The sequence below is a fragment of the Cupriavidus sp. C3SS-1 genome (assembly GCF_057073755.1).
On the sequence record NZ_CP172700.1, the window covers coordinates 14980 to 33361 of the forward strand.

At 66.9% G+C, this 18382-nt stretch carries 15 protein-coding genes; 6 read left to right on the plus strand and 9 right to left on the minus strand.

What is annotated here, in order from left to right:
• Positions 1 to 260: 260 nt before the first annotated feature.
• Entirely contained in the window at positions 261 to 1196 is a 936-nt protein-coding gene (locus ACIGJC_RS16025) for a LysR family transcriptional regulator (RefSeq protein WP_483712926.1), read from the plus strand.
• A 12-nt stretch (positions 1197 to 1208) separates the two neighbouring features.
• Here ACIGJC_RS16025 and ACIGJC_RS16030 read toward each other — a convergent pair whose 3' ends face one another.
• Genes ACIGJC_RS16030 through ACIGJC_RS16040 form a run of 3 tightly spaced genes read right to left on the minus strand, consistent with a single transcriptional unit; the run spans position 1209 to position 4191 of the window.
• Positions 1209 to 2003, minus strand: a complete 795-nt coding sequence (locus tag ACIGJC_RS16030; RefSeq protein WP_483712928.1) for an enoyl-CoA hydratase — start codon at positions 2001 to 2003, stop codon at positions 1209 to 1211.
• 13 nt (positions 2004 to 2016) lie between these two features.
• On the minus strand, positions 2017 to 2985 hold the full coding sequence (locus ACIGJC_RS16035; protein ID WP_483712930.1) for a Bug family tripartite tricarboxylate transporter substrate binding protein: 969 nt from the start codon (positions 2983 to 2985) through the stop codon (positions 2017 to 2019).
• Positions 2986 to 3033: 48 nt separating this feature from the next.
• Positions 3034 to 4191 (minus strand): CaiB/BaiF CoA transferase family protein, encoded by a 1158-nt coding sequence (locus ACIGJC_RS16040; protein ID WP_483712932.1) that lies wholly within the window; start codon positions 4189 to 4191, stop codon positions 3034 to 3036.
• 282 nt (positions 4192 to 4473) lie between these two features.
• Here ACIGJC_RS16040 and argG point away from each other — a divergent pair, with 282 nt between their 5' ends.
• A complete protein-coding gene (gene argG, locus ACIGJC_RS16045; protein ID WP_483712934.1) occupies positions 4474 to 5799 on the plus strand; it encodes an argininosuccinate synthase in 1326 nt (441 codons plus the stop codon).
• A gap of 218 nt (positions 5800 to 6017) precedes the next feature.
• Complete coding sequence (locus tag ACIGJC_RS16050) at positions 6018 to 7682, plus strand: ABC-F family ATP-binding cassette domain-containing protein (protein WP_483712936.1); 1665 nt, start codon at positions 6018 to 6020, stop codon at positions 7680 to 7682.
• 12 nt (positions 7683 to 7694) lie between these two features.
• Here the strand turns inward: ACIGJC_RS16050 and ACIGJC_RS16055 are convergent, their stop codons facing one another.
• Positions 7695 to 8147, minus strand: coding sequence for a PA2169 family four-helix-bundle protein (locus ACIGJC_RS16055; protein WP_483712938.1), 453 nt, complete (start codon positions 8145 to 8147; stop codon positions 7695 to 7697).
• Between the two features lie 246 nt (positions 8148 to 8393).
• Between ACIGJC_RS16055 and ACIGJC_RS16060 the strand changes: the two genes are divergently transcribed.
• Positions 8394 to 9086: a dioxygenase family protein gene (locus ACIGJC_RS16060; protein WP_483712940.1), complete on the plus strand. Its 693-nt coding sequence runs from the start codon at positions 8394 to 8396 to the stop codon at positions 9084 to 9086.
• Between the two features lie 150 nt (positions 9087 to 9236).
• Here the strand turns inward: ACIGJC_RS16060 and ACIGJC_RS16065 are convergent, their stop codons facing one another.
• Positions 9237 to 9620, minus strand: coding sequence for a YybH family protein (locus tag ACIGJC_RS16065; RefSeq protein WP_483714432.1), 384 nt, complete (start codon positions 9618 to 9620; stop codon positions 9237 to 9239).
• A gap of 386 nt (positions 9621 to 10006) precedes the next feature.
• Here ACIGJC_RS16065 and ACIGJC_RS16070 point away from each other — a divergent pair, with 386 nt between their 5' ends.
• Positions 10007 to 10246, plus strand: a complete 240-nt coding sequence (locus ACIGJC_RS16070; protein ID WP_483712942.1) for a hypothetical protein — start codon at positions 10007 to 10009, stop codon at positions 10244 to 10246.
• Positions 10247 to 10341: 95 nt separating this feature from the next.
• On the opposite strand, the gene ACIGJC_RS16075 is transcribed toward ACIGJC_RS16070, so the two are convergent.
• From ACIGJC_RS16075 to ACIGJC_RS16090, 4 genes are all read right to left on the minus strand, one after another.
• A complete protein-coding gene (locus tag ACIGJC_RS16075; RefSeq protein WP_483712944.1) occupies positions 10342 to 11907 on the minus strand; it encodes an efflux transporter outer membrane subunit in 1566 nt (521 codons plus the stop codon).
• Between the two features lie 15 nt (positions 11908 to 11922).
• Entirely contained in the window at positions 11923 to 13902 is a 1980-nt protein-coding gene (locus tag ACIGJC_RS16080; protein WP_483712946.1) for a glycosyltransferase, read from the minus strand.
• 2 nt (positions 13903 to 13904) lie between these two features.
• Positions 13905 to 15197, minus strand: coding sequence for a hypothetical protein (locus ACIGJC_RS16085; RefSeq protein WP_483714433.1), 1293 nt, complete (start codon positions 15195 to 15197; stop codon positions 13905 to 13907).
• Positions 15198 to 15331: 134 nt separating this feature from the next.
• The gene (locus tag ACIGJC_RS16090) at positions 15332 to 16684 is read right to left on the minus strand and encodes an HlyD family secretion protein (protein WP_483712948.1); all 1353 of its coding nucleotides are present in this window, start codon (positions 16682 to 16684) and stop codon (positions 15332 to 15334) included.
• A 561-nt stretch (positions 16685 to 17245) separates the two neighbouring features.
• On the opposite strand from ACIGJC_RS16090, the gene ACIGJC_RS16095 reads away from it, so the two are divergent.
• Positions 17246 to 18295, plus strand: coding sequence for an aldo/keto reductase (locus tag ACIGJC_RS16095; RefSeq protein WP_483712950.1), 1050 nt, complete (start codon positions 17246 to 17248; stop codon positions 18293 to 18295).
• The last annotated feature ends 87 nt before the right edge of the window (positions 18296 to 18382 follow it).

Sequence of the window (18382 nt, forward strand, 5' to 3'; positions counted from 1 at the left end):
GGCGGTCCTGGCGGACAGCCTTGGAAATCAGTCTGGAACAGTCTGGAACAGTCTGGAACCGGGCCCGCGGCACCGGTCGGGAGCGGCGACACTGCGTTTGTGTACGCCGTCCACAATACCTTAGCAAAGAAAGTGGACGACGTCCACGTCGCCTTGCCGAGGCCGTGCGCCGCCGTCGGTGCCATGACATAGAATGGCCGCGCCGCCGCTCTCGCATTCCAATCTGGCACGGCGGCCACCAACCGACAAATGGGGTTGCATTGCGTTACGAACTCACCGACCTGCGCCTGTTCCAGGCGATTGCCGATGCACAAAGCCTGTCCGGCGGTGCGTCGGCCACGCACATCACGGCCTCGGCCGCGAGTTACCGGCTGAAGAACCTGGAACATGCGATGGGGACGCCGTTGTTCGTGCGCTATGCGCGCGGCATGGAGCTGACCCCGGCTGGCGAGACGCTGCTGGTGCACGTGCGTGAACTGCTGCTGGGCGTGGAGCGCATGCATGGCGAGGTCGGGCGATTTTCCGCCGGCCTCAAGGGCCACATCCGCCTGCTGGCCAACAGCAGTTCGCTCAATGGTTTCATCATCCCCAGCGTGAGCCGCTTCCTGGCGGCGAACCGGGACGTGAATATCGACCTGGAGGAACGCGCGAGCCAGTCCATCCTGACGGCGGTGGCCGCGCACGAAGCGGACGTGGGCATTCTTGCCGGCGACTTCGACACGACTGGCGTGCGCTCGGTCCGCTATGCCGTCGACGAGCTGATCCTGGCCGTAGCCGCGGACCATCCGCTCGCGCGCGAGGCGGAGGTGCGCTTCGGCGCGTCGCTGGCGTTCGACTTCGTGTGCATGAGCCGCACCAGCAGCAACTTCCTGTTCCTGCGCGACATGGCGCAGCGCGCGGGCAAGAGCCCCAACGTGCGCCTGCATGCGCACAGTTTCGACGCGGTGCTGTCGCTGGCGGAGGCGGGTGTCGGGGTGGCGCTGGTGCCGCGCAGCGTCGCGGCGGCGGCGCTGCGCGACGCGCGTGTGGTGGGCGTGCGGCTGGCCGAGCCCTGGGCGCTGCGCGAACTCAACCTGATCGTGCGCGCCGATGGCAAGCTGCCCGGGTTTGCCGCCGCATTCGTGCAGTTCCTGCTCAACGACCCGCGCGTGGCGGCCACGCGCGAAGGCGGTGCGGTCGCGGTGACCGCACCGTAACGATCGCGAGGATCACCGCTTGCGGTTGAGGAACGTCGCCATGTGATGCTGCGGCTCGCCGGTATCGAACGCGCGGCCGAACTCCGTCACGCTGTTGTCGATCGAGACATCGAGCGGGGCTTCCTCCCATTCGCGCAGCAGGCGCTTCTGCTGGCGCACCACCTGCGGGCCAAAGCCGGCGAACAGCGCCGCGACGCGCTCGACTTCCGCGTCGAGTTCGGCCAGCGGCACCACGCGATTCACCAGGCCCCACGACAGCGCTTGTTCCGCGCCGCACAGTTCTCCAGTCAGCAGCATCCAGTTGGCGCGGGCGTTGCCGACCAGCCGCGGCATCAGCGCGGCGTGGATCACGGACGGAATGCCGACCTTGACCTCGGGCATGCCCAGTTGAGCGTTATCCGCCGCAATGCGCAGGTCGCAGGCCAGCGCCAGTTCCAGTCCGCCGCCCAGGCACCAGCCCGGCATGCGCGCGATCACCGGTGCCGGGAAATGCCGCAGCGCGTCGCACAGGCCGCGCAGGCCGCTGATGAAGACCTCGGCGCTTGCGCGCGTCAGCGCCGCCATCTCCTTGATGTCGGCGCCGCCGATAAAGCCCTTCTCGCCCGCGCCGCGCACCACCAGCACGCGCACGGCGTCGTTGGCGGCCAGCGCGCCGATCGCGCGGGTCAGGTCCGCGATCACCGGCGTGCCGAGGATATTCAGCGAGCCCGCTTCGCGGATGGTCAGCGTGGCAACGCCGCGTTCGTCGATCTCGACGCCGGCGTGCGCAAGCGATGCGGGGGTGGCGTGGGATGCGTGTGCGCTCATGATGATGCGTTCCTTATTGCAGCTTGGTGAAGTGGATGTCCTCGACCACCTTCTTCCAGTGCGCGTTCTGCGCGCGGATCAGGTCGGCGAAGGCCTTGCGCGAGGTCCATGCCGGCATCGCGCCCTGCTTCTCGATGGCGCTGATCACTTCCGGCTCGGCCAGCACCTGGCGCACGGCATCGTTGAGCTTGTCGAGGATCGGGGCCGGGGTGCCCGCGGGCGCGCCGAGGCCAAACCACGACGGGTTGTTCATGGTGCCCAGGCCGGCTTCGGCATAGGTCGGCACGTTCGGCAGCACCTTCAGCCGATGCTTCGCCGCCACGGCCAGCGGCTTGAGCTTGCCGCCCTGGATCAGTCCGGACGAGGAGGGGATATTGTCGAACACGACCTGGATCTGGCCCGCCACCGCGTCATTGAGCGCCGGGCCCAGGCCCTTGTACGGCACATGCAGCATGCGCGTGCCGGTCTCGTTCATGAACAGTTCGCCGTTCATGTGGCTCAGGCCGCCGTTGCCGGACGACCCGAAAGAATACTTGCCCGGGTTGGCCTTCAGCAGCTTGATGAACGCCGCCAGGTCGGCGGCCGGGAAGGCGGGGTACACGACCAGCACGTTGGGCACGTCGGCCAGGTTGCTGATCGGATCGAAGTCCTTCACCGGGTCATAGGCGGTCTTCAGGTACACGTTGGGGTTCACCGCGTGCGAGCTCTCCACCTCCATCACGAGCGTATAGCCATCGGGCGATTGCTTGGCCGCGTAGGCACTGCCCACCGCGCCGCCGGCGCCCGGGCGGTTTTCCACGACCACGGGCTGGCCGATCACCGGGCCCAGCCGCGTGCCGACGATGCGGGCGATGATGTCGGTGGTGCCGCCGGCCGCGTAAGGCACGATCAGCTTGATCGGGCGTTCTGGCCAGGCGGCCTGCGCGGTGCTGGCCAGGCCAAGAGCGGCCAGCAGGGCCGCAGCGGTAAGGGTGGGTTTCATGGGATGTCTCCGTGTCAGAGGTATCGGTTCTATATGGGCGCGATGGCGTCATGCCGCCGCGGTGTGCTCGCCCTGCAAGGGCGGCGGCTGCAGCGGTCCGCTCTGGCCGGCCAGCATCGGGTTGCGCACCATCGGCACGGTGCCCATCACCGGGTGCTCGGCCATTTGCTGCAGCCCGCGGTGGCGCACCTGCGGATGCGCGAACACCTCTTCCATCGTGTGGATTGGCCCCCACGGCACGCCGGCGGCGTCGAATGCATCGGTCCATGCGCTGCGCGTGCGCGTCGGGAAGATCTCCGTCAGCAATGCGCGCAGTTGCGGCAGGTGCTCGATGCGAGCGGAATTGGTGGTGTAGCGCGCATCCTGTGCCAGCTCCGGCATGCCGGCCACCGTGCAGAAGCGGGCGAACTGGCCATCGTTGCCGATGGCGAGGATCAGGTAGCCATCGGCGCAGCGGAACACTTCATACGGCGCGCAATTGGGATGCGCATTGCCGCTGCGCTGCGGGTTCTGGCCGGACACCAGGTAGTTGGCGCCCTGGTTGGCGTTGAGCGCCACCGCCACGTCGAGCAGCGCGATGTCCAGGTGCTGGCCGGCGCCGCTGGCCTGGCGCTGGTACAGCGCCGCCAGCACGGCGGAGGTCGCGTACATGCCGGTGCTCAGGTCCACTACCGCCACGCCCGTGCGCAGCGGGCCGGCGCCCGGGCTGCCGTCGGGCTGGCCGGTATAGCTCATGAGCCCGCCCATGCCCTGGAACACGTAGTCGTAGCCGGGCTTGTCGGCCATCGGGCCGTCCTGGCCGAAGCCGGTGATCGACAGGTAGACCAGCCGCGGGTTGATCGCCTTGAGGCTGTCGTAGTCCAGCCCGTAGCGCCGCAACGTGCCGACCTTGTAGTTCTCCACCAGCACGTCGGCCTGGCGGGCCAGTTCGCGCACGTGCGCGGCCCCCTCGGGCGTGCTGTAGTCGATCGCTACCGAGCGCTTGCCGCGGTTGCAGCTGATGAAGTAGGCGGACAGCCGCGCGTCGCTGCCGTCGGCCGCGTGCAGGTAGGGCGGGCCCCAGCCGCGCGTATCGTCGCCGCGCTCCGGGTGTTCGACCTTGGTCACCTCGGCGCCAAGGTCGGCCAGGTTCTGGGTGCACCAGGGACCGGCCAGGATGCGCGACAGGTCGAGGACCCGGACGCCTTCAAGGGCGCGTTCAAGCATGACAACTCCGCATTCGCCAGACAATGCGGCGCAGTATAGGGAGGGGCTCCGAGGCCAATCCAGTCGAGAGTTTTTAATGGGGCGTTCGCCAGTTTTGAACGCTCCGGCATGGCCTTTGCCGACGCCGGGTTTGGCGTCAGCCCGCTGCCGTGTCACAATTCGCCTTTGGACCCGAGCGGCACCTGACTCGGCACGCGACTCGGCTCGGCCGCAGTCCCCGTGCTTCCGGCCCCGGCCGAAAGCCGCTCCAAGAGCCGACAAATTCACATAGATTTACTGGCGATGACTACCATCCTTCAGCACATTCCCTCCGGCCAGCGCGTCGGCATTGCGTTCTCTGGCGGCCTGGACACCAGCGCGGCGCTTCTCTGGATGCGCCAGAAGGGCGCCGTCCCGTACGCCTACACCGCCAACCTGGGCCAGCCGGACGAGCCGGACTACGACGACATCCCGCGCCGCGCCAAGGCCTACGGCGCCGAGGAAGCCCGCCTGGTCGACTGCCGCACCCAGCTGGTCGCCGAAGGGATTGCCGCGCTGCAGTGCGGTGCCTTCCACATTTCGACCGCCGGCATCACCTACTTCAACACGACCCCGATCGGCCGTGCCGTCACCGGCACCATGCTGGTTGCCGCGATGAAGGAAGATGGCGTCAATATCTGGGGCGATGGCAGCACGTTCAAGGGCAACGACATCGAGCGTTTCTACCGCTACGGCCTGCTGACCAACCCCGGCTTGCAGATCTACAAGCCGTGGCTGGACCAGCAGTTCATCGACGAACTGGGCGGCCGTGCCGAGATGTCGGAATTCATGCGCCAGAACGGCTTCGACTACAAGATGTCGGCCGAGAAGGCGTACTCCACCGATTCGAACATGCTGGGAGCGACCCACGAGGCCAAGGACCTGGAGCACCTGGATTCGGGCATCCGCATCGTCCAGCCGATCATGGGCGTGCAGTTCTGGCGCGATGACGTCGAAGTCAAGCGCGAGGAAGTCACCGTGCGCTTCGAAGAAGGCCAGCCGGTCGCGCTGAACGGCAAGACCTTCGCCAACGCCGTCGACCTGTTCATGGAAGCCAACCGCATCGGCGGCCGCCATGGCCTGGGCATGAGCGACCAGATCGAAAACCGCATCATCGAAGCCAAGAGCCGCGGCATCTACGAAGCCCCGGGCCTGGCGCTGCTGTTCATCGCCTACGAGCGCCTGATCACCGGCATCCACAACGAAGACACCATCGAGCAGTACCGCGACAACGGCCGCCGCCTGGGCCGCCTGCTGTACCAGGGCCGCTGGTTCGACCCGCAGGCCATCATGCTGCGCGAAACCGCGCAGCGCTGGGTGGCGGGCGCCGTCACCGGCGAAGTCACCATCGAACTGCGCCGCGGCAACGACTACTCGATCGTCAACACCACCTCGCCGAACCTGACCTACAAGCCGGAACGTCTGACCATGGAAAAGGGCGAGTCGATGTTCACCCCGCTGGATCGCATCGGCCAGCTGACCATGCGCACGCTGGATATCGTGGATACCCGCGAGAAGCTGCAGACGTATGCGAAGACGGGGCTGCTGTCGTCGTCGGTCAGCGCTTCGCTGCCGAAGCTGGAAGACTGATCGGACCGCTGAGATGGTGCTGCGCGATCGCGCAGCGTCATGAAAAGGCCGGCACTCTCGGGTGCCGGTTTTTTTTCGGTTGACCATCGCGCATTCACTGCGACGTCGCCGCCCCGTTGAAAACGGCGCGCGGCCGGGTCAAAGCCCGCTGCGCCGGAAAGAGACGGCGCGGCACTCCCGCTCGGCTATCATGCCAATCCTCCCTGAAGCCGTTCCCTATGATTTCCGTCCGTAATGTCACGCTGCGCCGTGGCGTCAATGTCGTGCTCGACCGCGCGTCGGCCACCTTCAACCCCGGCGAAAAGATCGGTCTGGTCGGCCGCAATGGCGCCGGCAAGTCGTCTTTCTTCGGCCTGCTCAACGGCACGCTGCACGAAGACAGCGGCGAGTTCTCGATTCCCGCGGCATGGAGGATGGGCCAGGTCGCGCAGGACATGCCGGAGACCGAACAGAGCGCGACCGACTTCGTCGTCGAAGGCGACACCGTGCTGCTGGCCGCACAGGCCGAAGTCGCCGCCGCCGAGGCCAGCGACGACGGCATGCGCATGGCGCACGCCTACATGGCCCTGCACGATGCCGGCGCACACGATGCCCCCGCACGTGCCCAGGCGCTGATCCTGGGCCTTGGCTTCAGTGCCGCGCAGCTTGACCAGCCGGTCAACAGCTTCTCCGGCGGCTGGCGCATGCGGCTGCAACTGGCACGCGCGCTCATGTGCCCGTCCGACCTGCTGCTGCTGGACGAACCGACCAATCACCTGGACCTCGACGCGCTGGTCTGGCTGGAGGCGTGGCTCAAGCGCTACCAGGGAACCATGGTCGTGATCAGCCACGACCGCGAATTCCTCGACGCGGTGACGCAGGTGACGGTGCACGTCGACAACGCCAAGCTCGTGCGTTATGGCGGCAACTACAGCAAGTTCGAAGACATGCGCGCCGAGCAGCTCGTCCTGCAGCAGGCCGCGATGGCAAAGCAGGCGGACAAGATCGCGCACCTGCAGAAATTCATCGACCGTTTCAAGGCCAAGGCCTCGAAGGCGAAGCAGGCGCAGAGCCGGGTCAAGGCGCTTGAACGCATGGAGAAAATTGCACCGGTGCTTGCCGACGCAGAGTTCAACTTCGAGTTCAAGGAGCCGCTCAACGTCCCGAACCCGCTGTTGTCGATGCTGGACGCAACCTTTGGCTACCCCGCGCCGGCCGGCGCACTGCCGGGCACGCCGCCTACGGTCATCGTGCGGGGCATCAACCGTTCCGTGATGGCGGGGCAGCGCATCGGCATCCTGGGCGCCAACGGCCAGGGCAAGTCCACGCTGGTGAAGACGGTGGCGCACGCGCTGGCGCCGATTGCCGGCGAGATCAGCGAAGGCAAGGGCCTGAATATCGGCTATTTCGCCCAGCAGGAACTCGACGTGCTGCGCCCGCTCGACACGCCGATGGAACACATGATCCGCCTGGCCAAGGACACGCCGCCGCATTTGCGCGCGCCCGGCCAGAGTGGCACCGAGCAATCCCTTCGCACCTTCCTCGGCACCTTCAACTTCACGGGCGACATGGTCCACCAGGCGGTCGGCACGATGAGCGGCGGCGAAAAGGCGCGGCTGGTGTTGTGCATGATCGTGTGGCAGCGCCCCAACCTGCTGCTGCTCGACGAGCCGACCAACCACCTTGACCTGTCGACCCGCGAAGCGCTGGGCATGGCGCTCAACGAATTCGAAGGCACCGTGATGCTGGTCAGCCACGACCGCGCGCTGCTGCGCGCGGTGTGCGACGAGTTCTGGCTGGTCACCAAGGGCGGCGTCGAGCCCTTCGACGGCGACCTGGACGACTACCAGCAGTTCCTGCGCGACGAAGCCCGCCGCCTGCGCGAAGAGGCGGCCGCGGCGTAGCAGCTGCGCGCGTCAGTGAATCTGCATGCCACGCATGGCGTGGATGCGTTCGTGATGCTTCTGCATGCCCTCGTACTGGCGCAGGACCACCGAGCGGATTTCCTCGGGCATGTCCTTCATCAGCGCCGAGCGGTACTCGCGCGTGGCGGCTTCTTCCTCGCGTTCGCACAACTGCAGCACCGCGTCATCGTTGTGCGGGGCGATGATGTGCATCACGCCCATCCAGGCGCGATGCATCGTGCCCGTCATGGTGCCGCGGTCGCGCGGCACGGCGCCCAGGGCACTTACCAGGGCCTGCAATTCGGTCACGGAGTGGCGGCAGGTTTCGGCGGTGCCCGCCAGGATGCCGCGCATCTCGGCGTTGTCCACTTCCTTGGCACCGGTCATGCAACTGAGTTCGCCATCCTTGCCGACTTCGATGAGGTGGTTCAGCGTAGAGACGAGTTGTCCTTGATGGTTGTCCATGACATTCTCCTTGCCGGAATCCCGGGGAAAAATGTGAGTCGACGCGTACATCGTCGCCGGGCGTGTGGTGATGCCGGCTCACGCGGGGCGTTTCGCACGCTCGTAAGCTCAGTATAGAAGTGGGGCCGGCCAGCGCTCAGAGGAGAGCGGCAGACTTTCAAGGCCCTGTATCCGTGCCCCACGGGGGCTTCAGTCTGAATCTTCGGGCGCATAGACTGGTGTGAGAATGTCCGAGGGGAGCTTCACATGAGCACATCGCCTCCCGACCGTCCCGTCACGACCACCCGCCGCCATTTCCTTCGCGAGCTTGGAGGCCTGGCCGCCATGGCAAGCGTGACACCCGCAGCGGGCGCGGCGCAGAGCGCGCCGGCTGCGTGCCTGCTGACTACTGCTGCGACTGAAGGACCGTTTTATCTCGGCGATGCGCAGGTGCGCAGTGACATCCGCGACGGCCGTCCTGGCCAGCCGCTGCGCCTGCGGCTGCTCCTTGTCGACGCGGACCGTGGCTGTGCCGCAGTCCCGGGCGCGCTGGTCAGCATCTGGCATTGCGATGCTCAGGGCAGTTACAGCGGAGAAGAGGGACCGCGCGATGCCACGCGTTTCTTGCGCGGGGTGCAACGGACCGGCGCCGATGGCGCAGCCAACTTCGTCAAAATCTATCCCGGCTGGTACCGGCCACGCGCCGTGCACATCCATTTCAAGGTGCTGATGGGAAATGCCGAAGTGCTGACCAGCCAGCTCTACTTCAGCGATGCGCTCAATCGCGAAGTGCTGGGCAACCATCCGGCGTACCGCGCGCGCGGGGTGCCGACGCGGGTGAACGCGCAGGATCCGATTGCGGGCAGCGCGCCGCCGCTGGTGCGGGTACGCAATGCGGCGGAAGGGCTGGACGGGGAGTTTGTTGTGGGGGTTGCACGTACACCGGGCCAGCGCCGTTAGTGCATGCCCCGCATGCCCGCTACTGAGCCGCGCAGCAGCCGAAGGCGCTGGTGCGACAGCGCTCGCAGTATCGGGCCACGGACAGTTTCGGGGCTGGTTCAATCATTGTCGGAGAGCCTGCAGATTCATTACCAGCGCCCCCACCAAATCTCACCCCGCAAGCAAATTGGCATCCCGGCAAAGCCGCCACTTGCCATCTGCCTCCCTGCGCAGCACCGTGAGTGTATAGCCCGAGCGGTGCACGGCCTGACCACCGGGCGGCGTCACCGTCAGTTCGATGAAATTCCGCAGGTAAGCCCAATCCCCCATCACCTGCACTTCCCGAATGTCATAGCGGCCCTGCATCTGCACCGACTTCATCCCCGCGGCCGCTTGCGCAAAAGCGGCCTTGCCGAAGGGCTCCTGTCCGGGAACCATGAAGACGACGTCGTCGGTCATCAGGCTCAACACCGTGTTGGTATCGCCGCGCTGGCTGGCGGAGAACCAGTTCTGCACCAGTTCACGGATGGCGCGTTCGTCGTCTGCGGAATTCATGTTGCCTCGCTGGTTCTTTCCTACCCGATTCAGTTGGGCATAGTAGTGCATCCGGCGGCCTCGTCGCGTTGCTCATGCCGCATCGCCGCCGAAGCGGTCTTGATCACGATGCAACGGACATAACGAACTCGCGGTACGGAAGATCGCCTCTCTGCGCTTTTACAGTGAGGGGTGTCGCCAGATGATGCATTTTCTACATTGAAAGCAGTAATTACGTTGCGTGCCCGAGCATAACCTGACACCGAAAAGGCAAGACAGTGCACATAGGCCGGTCTTCCTGCGTTGGTATGGCAGTTGCCTGTGCCAAGCAGGACCGGCTTGGAGAACAGGCCCGGCTGAAGGCTGGCCTGCGGTGCCGATTGGCAACGGCTCAGATGGAGGAAAGCATGAGCAAGAAGATACTGATCTGCATGATGGTGGCGACCACCCTTGGCGCGCTGGCGGGCTGCAGCGCAACCGGCACGGCTTCAGGTTCCGGTGCCGGTACGGGCACCGTGACAGGTTCGGGCTCCGTCTCGGATACCGGTCGCTCAGGGTACGGCACCGCCCCGCGTTCCACATCGGGCGGGGCTACATCGAGTGGCGCTACCTCGGGCGGCACATCGTCAACGGCTCCGCGCTATTGAGATCGCGTCAGATAGCGAGACCGCTCATTTGCAACGGCGGGCACCGGCGACTGTCGCCGGTGCCCGTTTTGCATTGTCCTGCCTGAATATGCCGGCTACCGCGAAGCCGTGCCCGCACTGGCCGTCGTGCCAGCGGGCGCGGACGCTGGCCTTGCCGATTGCGCAGGCGCGGCTTGCGCCGTTGCCGTGCGCTGCGACCAGCCGCCGCCAAGCGCCTTGTAGAGATCAACACGACTGGTCAGCCGCGCCAGCCGGATGGTGACCAACGACTGCTGCGCCGAATAAAGCTGGCGCTGCGCATCGAACACCGGGAAGTAGTCATCCACGCCATTGCGAAACCGCATTTCCGACAGGCGCCGCGTCTCGCCGATCTCTCGTGCGAGCGTTTCCTGCGCGGCGGCTTCGCGATCGTAAGTCCCGCGCGCAGCGAGTCCGTCCGCGACCTCGCGGAAAGCCTGCTGGATCGTCTTCTCGTAGGCGGCGACGTTGATGTCCTTCTGCACCTTCGACGCATCGAGCCTGGCCTGGTTGGCGCCGCCGTTGAAGATCGGCATGGTGATGGCCGGTGCGAACGCCCACGCCATGCCGCTCGAGAACAGCCCCGCCAGCGCGGTGCTGGCCACGCCGATCGCCGCTGTCAGCGAAATGCTCGGGAAGAAGGCCGCACGGGCCGCGCCGATATCGGCATTGGCCGCTCTCAGCCGGTGCTCGGCAGCCATGATGTCGGGCCGTTGCTCGAGCAGCGCCGACGGCAAACCGGCCGGCAGTTCGGCGACGAACGAGGTGTTCTCGAACGGCTGCGGCGGCGGCAGGTCCTGCGGCAGCTGCGTACCGATCAACACCGCCAGTGCATTCTCGTCCTGCGCGACCTGGCGTGTGTACTGCTCCACGCCCACGCGCGCCGTTTCCAGCTGCGTCTGCGCGCGATGCATGTCGATCTGCGCCATGCCGCCGGCACGCTTGCTGCGCTCGACCATCTGCACGGCGGACTGCTGCACGTCCAGCGTCTCCTGCGAGATCTTCAGCAGTTCCTTGTCGGCCTGCAGCGTCAGGTAGGCACTGGCGACTTCCGCCACCAGGCTGATCTGCGCGCTGCGGCGCACTTCCTGCACCGCCAGGTACTGCTCGAGCGCCTCGTGCTTGAGGCTGCGCACGCGGCCGAATACATCCAGTTCGAAGGCATTGAAGCCAACGCCCGCGGTGTAGGCGTGGATGACCGATGACTGCCCGCCCCCAACCAACGCGCCGGGCACGCGCGTGGCGACCATGTTGGCACCGGCATTGATCGACGGGAACTGCGCCGCGCGCTGGATGCGGTACTGCGCGCGCGCCTGGTCGATGGCCAGTGTCGCCATGCGGAGGTCGCGATTATTTGCCAGCGACAGTTCGATCAGCCGGCGCAGGCGCGGATCGGTGAAGAAATCTTCCCAGCCGAGGCTGGCCGCGGGCGTCTGCGTTTCGGCGAGGGTCTTGTCTGACGCCTGCCGGCCTGGCGCGCCCGTGCCCTGGACGTAGGCCGGACCCGTCGGCCAGGCATTGGGCACCGGCTGGTCGGGCCGCTGATAGGTCGGCTCCAGCGTGCAGGCCGCCAGGGCAAGGGGCACCGCGGCCGCCGCAATGCGCCGCAAGGGAAAGAAGGTCCGCATCTGTCGTGATTTCATAGAGTTCATCCGTGGTCAGCCGGCAAAGGCGCGGCGCAGCAGCTGCGCGATGGCGACGCGCGGGCTGCCCTGGTAGGCGATGTTGTGGGCGGGCTCGCTGAACAGCAGGCGGATCAGCCGGTGCCGTGCGGCCATGTCGGGCCGCAGCGCTATGCCGATCAGCCCCTTGCGCGTGCGGGCGACGCGGCAGGGCACCCAGCCCAATGGCGCCAGCCAGAAGGCGCCCTCGGCGCCGTCCGTCGCGGCGGCCGCGTGCGGGCACAGCAGCGCCGCGCCGTTGCAGGAAAGATCCCGCGTGACGCCGACGAACTCGCGTGCCGTGCCATCGGTGCCGTGCAGCCGAAGCAGGGCACGCGCCTGGTACGGAAAGCGCTCTTCCTTGCGCGGCCGCGGCAGCTCGAAGCAGACCAGCAACGACGCTAGGTAGAGCACCATCGATACGATGGTCCACGTAATGTTGAACGCTACGCCCTGTGCGTCGACATCGGCCGCCACGGCGCGTGCCAGCCCCATGCCGGCCAGCACGAACAGCGCGCCATACAGCACTGCGAACTTGCCGTGCACGACCACTTTCGAGCGGTCGAGCCCCTTGTTGGTGACCTTGAAGGGCCGCCCGAAGGGTTTGATCACCGCACTGGCCAGGGTCGCGGTGACCGCAGCCGCGGCGACGATCTGCGTGACTTCCGTGAAGATCGGCATCGCGCGCGAACCGGTGACCCAGATGCTGTAAGCCCAGTACATCAACAGGGCCGGCACGCCGTAGGCCAGGAACTGCAGCGGATCGCCGTAGAGCGTGGGGATATTCAGGTACCAGTACAGCAGCGGCCCGGCCAGCAGCATCAGCGTGAACGGCCGGCTGAGCCAGTGCAGCAGCCCGTGGATGTAATGCAGGCGCTGCAAGCCCGTGTAGCCGCGACCGCGCAGCGGCCCGTCGGCCGTCAGCGCCACCTGGATCGTGCCCAGGCCCCAGCGGCTGCGCTGGCTGATGTACTCGGGCAGGCCTTCGGCGGACAGGCCCACGCTCAGCCGCTCGTTGAGCCAGCGCGTGACGTAGCCGTGCGGCATGAGCCGGTATGTCAGGTGGATGTCTTCCGTGACGGTGCCGGTCGGGAAACCGCCGATGGCCTCCAGCGCTTCACGCCGCACCACGAACGAGGTGCCGATGCAGAACGCCGTGCCCCACGCGTCCTTGGCGGGCTGCATGATGTCGAAGAAGGCACGCTGCTCGTCGACCCAGCATTCGGTCGAGCGCAGGTTGTACTGGATCGGGTCGGCGTTGTAGTAGAACTGCGGGGTCTGCACGACGCCGACCTCAGCGTCCTTGAACAGGCCCACGGTGCGCAGCAGGATATTGCGGTTGGGCGCGAAGTCCGCGTCCAGCACCATGATGAACGGCGCGCCGCCGTCCGGCTGCGCCGAGCTGTGCTGCAGGCCGTTGTTGAGATTGCCGGCCTTGGCGTGGGCGTTGTCGGGCCGCGTCACGTAGTTGACGCCGACGCGCTCGCAGTAGTCCTTCAGCCAGTCGCGGCGCGTATCGTCGAGCACCCAGACGCGGAAGTTCGGGTAGTCGATCGCCTGCGCCGAGACGATGGTCTTCTCCAGCACGTCCAGGCCTTCGTTGTAGGTGGCGATGAAAATGTCCACCGCCGGCGCGCGCCGGTTGCGCCGCAGCGCGGCCTCGCCGGCATCGGCGTCGGCGCTGTGGTCCGAGGTGCGGGTCAGCGTGACGATGGAGATCAGCGTATAGGCGATCGTCATGGTTTCGAAGCCGAAGAACACATAGGCCCACAGGCTCGGGAAATCCATGCGCCAATCGGGCAGCGTCTGCGAGAAGCGCCAGATGTAGTAGACGATCAGCAGGACCGCCGCTGCCGCGCCGAACAGCCACCGGTCGGCGGCGCGGTGGCGGTCGCCGCGCAGGCACAGCACCGCGATCAGGAAGGCGCCGGCGTTGATCTCCACCAGCATGCGGTTTTCAAGAAAGTAGGCGAACATCGTCACTCCCTGCGGATGTCGTCGGGTGAAGCCTGCGCCCGTGCCGTGCCGGTCTTGCAGGCCGGGCAGGCGCCACCAGGCTGGAACGGATTCCAGCCCGCGGCCGCCAGCACAGCCCAGGCCGTCGCGCCCAGGTGTGGCAGGTGGAAGTAGTAGAAGTCTTCGGTGGTCGAATCCGGACCGATCGACAGACCCGTGCTGATGCGGGCTTGCGGCGTGGCGAACAGCATGCCGGACGGCGCGCGCTGCGCCAGCAGCAGCGGCCACAGCGGACGGGTCTCGTCATCGCGGCCGCTGGCGCGCAGCACCAGGGCGGCCTGGCCTGTGCCTTCGGTCCAGACACCGTCGGGCCGCGCCTTGAAGCCATAGCCGCCGCCCACCGTGTGGTGCGCGCGGGCCCAGTCCAGCGCGCGCCGCCATGACGCCGCCGACTCGGGCACCGCGATCAGCGGCCACAGCGAGGCATCGAGTGCCGACGGCTCGCTGTTGAGCGCGCGCCCGTCGTCGCGCGTGCCGATCACGAAGCGGCCTTCGCCGGGCTGCCACATCGCCTCGACGAAGCGGCGCGCGCGCTGCGCGGCGGCGTCCCAGCGCGGGTCGCTGGTGCGCAGCGCGAGCCAGCGGAACGCGGCATAGGCGTCGACATTGTGTTCGGTCGATTTCCAGCCCTGGCGCCGTGGCGTCGGCTCGTGGCCGAAGAAGCCGCCGATATAGCCGGCCGGGTTTTCGCTGCCGAAGGTCTGCTTGTCGATCCAGGCCATCAGCGTCGCCGCAGTGTCGAGGTAGCGGCGCTCATGCGTGGATTCGTAGGTGGCCAGCAGCAGCAGCGCCGCCCACGCGACGTTGCCGGTAGCGGTGCCGACCTGGTAGGCATCCTCGAACCAGCGCTTGCTGGGCGCGTCCCACCAGCCCGGCATCGGCACGGGCCCATCCGGCACGGCGCCGGCGCGATAGGCATTGCGCACACGGCCGTCGTGGTAATGCCGGTCGCGCGTGACGCCCGCCGCCACGCCATCGGCGATGCGGCGCGCGGCGTCAGGCTGGCCGCACGCAATCAGCGCCACGCCTGCGAGCGCGTTGTCGTAGACGAAGGCGGATTGCTGCAGCGGCGGTGGCAGCGGCTCGCCGCCCGGTGCGGGTTCATAGCTGCCGATCATCACCGGACCCTTGCCGGGTATGGCGGCCACGCGCGCGCTCAGCGCCTTGCAGCCGTCGCGCAGCAGCTGCTCGCGCGATGACGGATCGGAAGCATTCGGAGGCGCCGCCATGGCCGTGCTCAATGCGGAGCAAACCATCAGCGCCGCTGCCAGCCGCCGCACGTGGCGCGGGCCACGATGCGGCGGACTGCGGGCGGGCAAGCGTGGAATCGGATAACGCTGCACGGTGAACTCCATCCTGCGGGCGCTCGTTCCACCCTGGGTTGATCGGATCAGATCAGGCTGCGCAGCCAGGAGCGGTCCAGGCTGACCTTGGCCCAGTGCCCCAGTGCGCACCGGTCGGTCTGGTGCGTGCCGGTCGCGGGCAGGTCCGGCAGCGGCTTGTCGAGGCGGGCGATCAGGTACACCTCGTTCTTCTCGATCGGCGGGAACGGCACGAAATAGCGCGCCTGGTCGCCGTCGGGGGCGCGCGGCAGGACCTCGGCCACCGAGCCCGGTACGGGCCTGGCGACGCCATCCACCTTCACCGTGACGCGGGCGCCCGGCAGCAGGTCCTTGCTCAGGCTGCGCGGGAACACCGCAACCACGCGCGGCTGGCTGCAGGTGGTGGTGCGCATGAGCGTGGCGCCCGCGGCGACACGCGTGCCCGGGGGCGCCAGCACGTCTTCGACCACGCCGCCGGTATAGGCCTTGATCTCCAGGTTGGACACGCGCTCCAGCCGTTCCTGTTCGGTGCTGACCATCTTGTCGACGGACGCGCCGTACTCCTGCAGCTGCGTGATCTCGGACTGCAGCTGCGCGATGCTGGCGCGCAGTTCGTCCTGGCGCTGCACCAGCGCGCCGACGGCACCGTCCGCGCTGCTCATGTAGACCTTGCTGCGCGCGGCTTCGCTGCTGCCGCGCGCGCTGTCCAGTTCGGCCTGGATGGCATCACGCTGACCCGACAGCACGGTCAGCTGGTTGCGCGACGCATTGGTGTAGGCCTCGCTGACCGCGCCGGCCCATTGCATGGCCTGGTTGCGGTTGACCACGTCTTCCTGCTGGTCGATCTGCTGGCGCGCGACGGCCAGCTTCGCTTCGATGCCCTTGACGCGCGCCGCGTGTTCGCGCTGCGCCGCCGACTGATAGCGCTGGATGTCCTGGCCCGTCGATGCGAGACGGGCCTGGTCCGAAGCGAGCTTGGCCCTGGCGGCTTCCAGGCGCGTCTGGTTGTCGAGCTGCTTGCCGGTCAGCTCCGTCAGCAGCGCGCGGTCGAGGTTGGAGTTCTGCAGCGTCATGAGCGGCTGTCCGGCTGCAAACGTGCCGCCCACCGCGACCGTCTGGCGCGTGATGACGCCTTCGACGGGCGTGGTCACAAGATTCACGGGGCTGTTGACGACGGCGCGTTCCGAAGACCGGTTGAACACCGGTGGAAACATCACCGACAGGATGATCCAGATGATGAAGGCGACCATCCCGTAGCTGGCCAGGCGCGGGGCGATCTGCCACAGCGGACGCAGGCCGATCTCGCGGCTTCGTCGGCGCACCAGCGCTTCTTCCTGCCGAGACAGGCGCGACTGCGGCGTCTTCGTCGGCAACAAGTGCCTGGTATTTTTCGGGTCCGGCTTCTCGGGCTTCTTGTCCATGGTTTCCTCTGGCAAATAAAGCTGGTCCGCGCCACCTCGGCAGGCACCGGGCAGCATGGGCGAGCGCTGTCGGCGCGCGTGGCCCGCAGGCTGGCGCGCAAGCGCAGTCGTCATCCCCCAACACATTTTTTTATGCACCGCGTCCCGGAGCCTGTCTCGGCACGGAACGGACCTGCGTATCGGACCGGGCCAGCCGGTCCTGGAGTTTCCCGCGTCATCACCACAATGCGCACCGCAGTGAGTCGTGCGAGCAGGAAGAGCGAGGCGCGAACGCCATTGATCCCCGGGAATGTTGCAGCGCGACGTTGCTGCCCGGAGCGTTTCAAGGCTATGCAAGTTGCCGCATCACTGCTGTAAGAATGTGTAAGGGCTGCATGTCACACCACTTATCTCGGCGCAAATCGCCGGCTCGATTCATGGTGAACATCGGCTGCGCGGAGGCGATGGGGATTTCATATCGCCCGCCTGCGCGATTCACGCAATCACGGCAAAATGCAAGGCCGGCACACTGCCGCGAATCTAACCAATCCGGACATCGATCCACCCCACAGGGAACTCTCCATGCCTGCCATTGCCACGCCCGACATGCCCTACCGCCGCCTTGGCGCCAGCAACCTCAAGGTCTCCGCACTGTGCCTGGGCACCATGATGTTCGCCGACCAGACCGATGAAGCCGAAGCCGCGCGCATCGTCGGCAGCGCGCGCGAGCACGGCGTGAATTTCGTCGACACCGCCGACGTCTACAGCAAGGGCGCGTCCGAGCAGATGGTAGGACGCTTGCTGACAGACAGCCGGCACGACTGGGTGCTAGCTTCCAAGCTCGGCAACCCCATGCAGCCGGGTCCCAACCATTCGCACTATTCGCGCGTGTGGATCCTGCGCGAAGTCGAGGAGAGCCTGCGCCGCCTGGCCACTGACTATCTCGACATCCTGTACCTGCATCGCGACTACGCGCAAGAAAACCTGGAGGAAGCCGTGCGCGCCATGGGTGACCTCGTGCGCGCGGGGAAGATCCGCTACTGGGCCGTGTCGAACTTCCGCGGCTGGCGCATTGCGGAGATCGCTCGGCTGTGCGACCAGTTCGGCGTGCCGCGCCCCGTGGCCTGCCAGCCGTACTACAACCTTCTCAACCGCATGCCGGAAGTGGAAATCCTGCCGGCGTGCGAACATTTCGGCCTGGGTGTGGTGCCGTACAGCCCGATTGCGCGCGGCGTGCTGACCGGCAAGTACCTGCCGGGCCAGGCGCCCGCCACCGGCACGCGCGCGGGCCGCGCCGACCGCCGCATGATGGAGACCGAGTTCCGCGAGGAATCGCTGCTGATCGCGCAACTGCTCAAGAAGCATGCCGAGGCGCGCGGCCTCACGGCGGGACAGTTTGCCACGGCGTGGGTGCTGGCCAACCCCATTATTTCGTCCGTGATCGCGGGACCGCGCACGCTGGCGCAGTTCGAAGATTATTTCGGCGCGCTGAACGTGACCATTTCGCCGGAAGAAGAGAGCCTGGTCGATGGTCTCGTTCCGCAGGGACATGCCTCGACGCATGGCTACAACGATCCGAACTACCCGTTCGCGGGCCGGCCGGTAAGCGTCGCCGAAGCGCCATCCGCCTGACACCAGCGATCAAGTGGACAATGCGTGGCCCGCGGCTGGCGATGTTCTGTGGCAACAGTCGCGCAAAGCGTCTTGCTCCTACAGCAC